Here is a 3,873-nt window from a genome sequence, read left to right as displayed (position 1 = left end):
CCCCAGTCCCGTCCCCGTCCCCGCCCCCGTCCGCGTCCGCGTCCGCGACCAGCGGGGCGGGGTGTCCGGCGAGGCAGACGCCCGCGCTGCGGCCGTCCGGGGCGATATCCACCGTGCACAGCGTCGCGAAGATCTCCTCGCTGGCCCGCTCGTGCTCCAGCACCCGCTGCAGGGTGCCCAGCAGCTCGTCGCCGCAGAGCCCGGCGAAGGTGAGCGCGCGCCAGGCGATCCGCAGCTCGACGCCGAGCGCCGCCTCGTCCGGGCCGTGCCCGCAGACGTCGCCGATCATGACGTGCACGGTGCCGTCGGCGGTGCGGACGGTGTCGTAGAAGTCGCCGCCGAGCAGCGCGCGGGAGCGGCCGGGGCGGTAGCGCGCTGCGAACCGCAGGTCGCTGCCCTCCAGCAGCGGCCGGGGCAGCAGGCCGCGCTCCAGCCGGGCGTTCTCCTGGGCGCGCAGCCGGGTCTCGGTCAGCTGCCGCTGCGCCAGGTCGGCCCGCTTGCGCTCCACGGCGTACCGGACGGCGCGGCTCAGCAGCCGGCCGTCGAGCTCGTCCCGGAAGAGGTAGTCCTGCGCTCCCACGCGTACGGCCGCCGCCGCGCGCTCGGCGTCGGCGCCGTCGGTGAGCGCGAGCACCGCGTGCCGGGGCGCCATCCGGAGCACCTGGCGCAGGATCTCCAGCTGGTCGGGCACGTCCGCGCCGCCGGAACCGGAACCGCCGCCGGAACCGGGACCGGAGACGGGGCCGGAGAGGTTGAGGTCGAGCAGGATGCAGTGCACGTCGTCGGTCAGCAGCCGCCGGGCCTCCGTGAGGTTGCGGGCGGTGCGCACCCGGACCGGGCCGCCGCCGGTGTCCAGCAGCCGGGGGACGCTCGCCGGCACCGCCGAGTCCGCCGGGTCGTCCTCGATCACCAGCAGCGCCAGGCCGTCCCCGGCGTCCGAGGCGCCCGGGGAGAACGAGGGCACCGGCGCGGCCTCCGCACTCTCCTGCCGTGCGCTGACGGGCATGATGTCCTCTTCCCTCCCCCGAGGGCACGGCGGGCCGGCCGACGCCGCCGTAAGGACCTTAGTGCCCTCGCGCACCCGTACGGAACACCTCGATAAAATTCGCCTGTGGCATATGCCAATCCACCGGCCGGAGTTGGGCCGCTCAGGCGTCCGGCCGCACCACCCCCAGGATCGGCATCGAGCCCACGCCCTCCACCACGATCTGCCGGCCGGTGCGCGGGGCGTGCAGCAGGCCGCCGTCGCCCACGTAGAGGCCGACATGGCTGGCGTCCTTCTTGTAGATCACCAGATCCCCCGGGCGCATGGCCGCCACCGGCACGCGCGTCAGCCGCTTCCACTGCTCCTGCGAGGTGCGCGGAATCCGCTTCCCGGCCGCCTGCCAGGCCCGCATCGTCAGGCCCGAGCAGTCGAAGGTCGCCGGCCCTGTGGCGCCCCACTGGTAGTCCTTGCCGATCTGCCGGGTGGCCCAGGCGATGGCGCGGGCGGCCGCCGGGGAGGCCCCGGCGGTGCCCGCCGAGGCGCCCGGCGAGGCGTCCGCCGCCGGGGAGCCGACCAGCTTCCTGGCGGCCTCGGACTTCAGCCAGCGGGCCTGGCGCGCCCGCGCCGCCTCCCGCTCCAGCTCGCGCAGCCGCTCGCGCTCCGCCTTGGCCAGCCGGGACTCCAGCCGCTCGGCCCGCGCTATCCGCGCGGTGATCCTCTTCTTGGCGAGCGCCTTCTTCCGGCGGTTCGCCTCCAGCTTCCGCCACTCCTTCGCCGCGCTCTGCGCGTACCGGTCCAGCTCGGACTTCGTGCTGCTCAGCCGGCTGATGACGCCGCGCGCCGCGTGCTGGCCCTTCCGTACGGAGGAGACGTCGCGCAGGAAGCCCTCCGGGTCGTCGCCGAGCAGCAGCCGCGCCTCGGCGGGCAGACCGCCCTGGCGGTACTGCGCGCGGGCCATGGCGCCCGCCGTGTCGGTGAGCCGGTTCAGCCTGGCCTGGGCGGTGTCGGCCTGCTTCGCGATCCTGATGACGGCCGCGCGCTGCTTCCTGGTGCGCTCCCGGGCCGCGTTGTACGCCTCCGTCGCCGACTCGGCCTCGTCGTGCAGCCGTGCGATCTGCTCGCGGACCTGCTCCAGCCCCGGCCTGCGCTGCGGCCGCGGGTCCGGCTCGGCGTGCGCGGCACCGAGCGCGGGCCCGGCCAGCATCCCCATCGCGCACGCCCCGGCGACCGCCGCGCGCCGCCCGTGCCCGCTCCATGACCCGGTCACCGGCCACCACCCCTGCCCGTCCCGCTCCGGCCGGTCGGCCGGGCACCCGTCAACCGGGCGCCCGGCCGACCGGTCCACCGACGTCAACGCAGCGGATAGTGCCACGCGGCCCTGCAAACCGACAGAGCGACGAGGCTCCCGTCTCGCGTACGCTCTTGCGCCGGGCCATCGGCGTGTGCTGGCGCGCGGTCCGGCGGCCGGAGGGCGCCCGCACCCGGGGGGCGCGCCGACACGCCCGGCGGCGCCCCGGCGCGCGGGAAGCTCATCGTACGGACGAGGTTCACCCTGCGTTTACCTTGCCCCGTTGGCCGATTCACCTCTTCTGCCTAATTTCAGCCTTACGCAGCGCGCGTCTCCGCCCCGAAGCGGCCGCGCAGCGCATAGCCAGACACTCAGGATTCACCACTTCACACCGCGCGCCGCCGCCTCGGTCCGGCGGGCCCCAGGAAGGAACTGAACGAAAGTGATGCTTCAGCGCACGAACCGGCTCCGCGCCGTCGCGCTCGGCGCTATCGCGGTCTCCGGCGCCCTGGTCCTCACCGCCTGCGGATCGGACGACAACTCCGGCGACTCCGGCAGCGACAGCACGACCAAGGCCGCCAGCAAGATCAGCTGCGATGGGGACGGCAACCTGCTCGCCTCGGGCTCCAGCGCGCAGAAGAACGCGATGGACGTGTGGACCCAGACGTACCAGTCGGCCTGCAGCGGCACCCAGCTCAACTACAAGCCGACCGGCTCGGGTGCGGGCATCACGGAGTTCCTGCAGGGCAAGACGGCCTTCGCAGGCTCCGACTCCGCGCTCAAGCCGGATGAGATGGAAGAGTCGAAGAAGGTCTGCACGAACAGCCAGGCGGTCGACCTGCCGATGGTCGGCGGCCCGATCGCGGTGACGTACAACCTCAAGGGCGTCGACGACCTCGTACTGGACGCCGAGACCCTCGCCAAGATCTTCGACTCGAAGATCACCAAGTGGAACGACCCGGCGATCAAGAAGCTGAACCCGGACGCCGAGCTGCCCAGCACCGCCATCCAGGCGTTCCACCGCTCCGACGAGTCGGGCACCACCGACAACTTCACCAAGTACCTCAACCACGCGGCGCCCGACGCGTGGAAGTACGAGCCCGCCAAGAAGTGGGACGGCAAGGGCGGCCAGGGCGCCGACGGCTCCTCCGGCATCGCGACCAACGTCAAGCAGAACGACGGCGCGATCGGCTACGCCGAGCTGTCCTACGCGACCGGCAACGACCTGAACACCGTCAAGCTGGACACCGGTGCCAGCGAGCCCGTCGAGGCCACCACGGACAACGCGTCCAAGGCCATCGCCGACGCCAAGGTCGTCGGCACGGGCAAGGACCTGTCCCTGGAGCTGAACTACAAGACCAAGGCCGAGGGCGCCTACCCGATGGTCCTGGTCACCTACGAGATCGTCTGCGAGAAGGGGAACAAGAAGGAGACCCTCGACGCGACCAAGTCCTTCCTGAAGTACACCGCGAGCGACGCCGGCCAGAAGGCCCTCGCGGACAAGGACTACGCGCCGATCCCGGACGAGATCATCGGCAAGGTCCGGTCCACGATCGACTCCCTGAGCTAGCCGCCGCACACCACGAGCCCCGCTCCGCCC

The 3,873-nt window shown here is 72.9% G+C and carries 3 protein-coding genes; 1 reads left to right on the top strand and 2 read right to left on the bottom strand.

What is annotated here, in order from left to right; translation table 11 throughout:
* Together G5C65_RS33040 and G5C65_RS33035 are read right to left on the bottom strand one after the other, a co-directional pair.
* A partial coding sequence (locus G5C65_RS33040; protein ID WP_165302754.1) for a PP2C family protein-serine/threonine phosphatase occupies positions 1 to 1,006 on the bottom strand: 1,006 nt, incomplete at its 3' end.
* Positions 1,007 to 1,148: 142 nt separating this feature from the next.
* Positions 1,149 to 2,252, bottom strand: a complete 1,104-nt coding sequence (locus G5C65_RS33035; protein ID WP_338146780.1) for a C40 family peptidase — start codon at positions 2,250 to 2,252, stop codon at positions 1,149 to 1,151.
* A 463-nt stretch (positions 2,253 to 2,715) separates the two neighbouring features.
* Here G5C65_RS33035 and pstS point away from each other — a divergent pair, with 463 nt between their 5' ends.
* Positions 2,716 to 3,843, top strand: a complete 1,128-nt coding sequence (gene pstS, locus G5C65_RS33030) for a phosphate ABC transporter substrate-binding protein PstS (RefSeq protein ID WP_165302753.1) — start codon at positions 2,716 to 2,718, stop codon at positions 3,841 to 3,843.
* The last annotated feature ends 30 nt before the right edge of the window (positions 3,844 to 3,873 follow it).

The organism is Streptomyces boncukensis, assembly GCF_011045075.1.
Classification (GTDB): Bacteria; Actinomycetota; Actinomycetes; order Streptomycetales; family Streptomycetaceae; genus Streptomyces; species Streptomyces boncukensis.
This window is presented reverse-complemented; position numbering and strand designations above follow the sequence as displayed.